Source organism: Planctomycetota bacterium (assembly GCA_018242585.1).
Taxonomy (GTDB): domain Bacteria; phylum Planctomycetota; class Planctomycetia; order Pirellulales; family PNKZ01; genus JAFEBQ01.
In genome coordinates, this window is record JAFEBQ010000033.1 from 139,530 (window position 1) to 140,514 (window position 985).

The following is a 985-nucleotide window of genomic DNA, read 5'->3' on the forward strand; positions in this document are numbered from 1 at the left end:
GCCGATAATGAACGGGAGTAAGTTCTATACCGAAGCTATGGAAGACGTAAGTCTTGGTAGGAGAGCGCTGAATACCAGATACAAGCCATACCGTAAGGAATGGTCGCGGGGTATTCAGGTGATTATGCCGGAATGAGTAACGATAATGCAGGTGAGAATCCTGCACGCCGAAAGCCTAAGGTTTCCTGGGGAAGGTAATTCCGCCCAGGGTTAGCCGGTTCCTTAGTCGAGGCCGAAAGGCGTAGACGATGGATAGCAGGTCAACATTCCTGCGCCACTCGAGTGAAGTGATGGAGAGACGGCGCTACAAGGGTGAGCGGTACGGTTAGAAATGTCCGTAGGCGCCCGGTCGATGGGGGATTGGCAAATCCGCCCCTATCTTCGGCTGGGTGACTCGACCGCATTTACGTTCGGGAAGTCATCGGCGTAGCGTCCAAGAAAATCTTCTAAATGTTAAAACTCGAGTGACCGTACTAAAACTGACACAGGTAGGCGAGATGAGAAGTCTAAGGCGCTCGGGAGAACAGTGGTTAAGGAACTCTGCAACTTGACCCCGTAAGTTCGCGATAAGGGGTACCCCCGGGGGTGTTAAAGCCTCTGAGGGTCACAGTAAATCGGCACCAGCGACTGTTTATCAAAAACACAGGACTCTGCTAACACGCAAGTGGATGTATAGAGTCTGACGCCTGCCCGGTGTCGGTAGGTTAAGGAAGAGGGTTAGCCGTAAGGTGAAGCTCGCGACCGAAGCCCCGATAAACGGCGGCCGTAACTATGACGGTCCTAAGGTAGCGAAGTTCCTTGTCGGGTAAGTTCCGACGTGCATGAACGGCGTAACGACTTGGTCGCTGTCTCAACCGCAGACTCGGTGAAATTGAAGTGGCGGTGAAGATACCGTCTACCCGCAGCAAGACGGAAAGACCCCATGCACCTTTACTATAACCTGGTAGTGAAACTGGGCAGGGTATGCGCAGGATAGGTGGGAGGC

Annotated in this window: 1 rRNA gene (running past one end of the window); it reads left to right on the top strand. The window is 53.2% G+C overall.

Annotation, left to right across the window (positions count from 1 at the left end):
* Positions 1 to 985: ribosomal RNA gene (locus tag JSS27_16895) — 23S ribosomal RNA — on the top strand; its annotated part reaches 1,127 nt to the left of the window's first position; the annotation flags it as partial.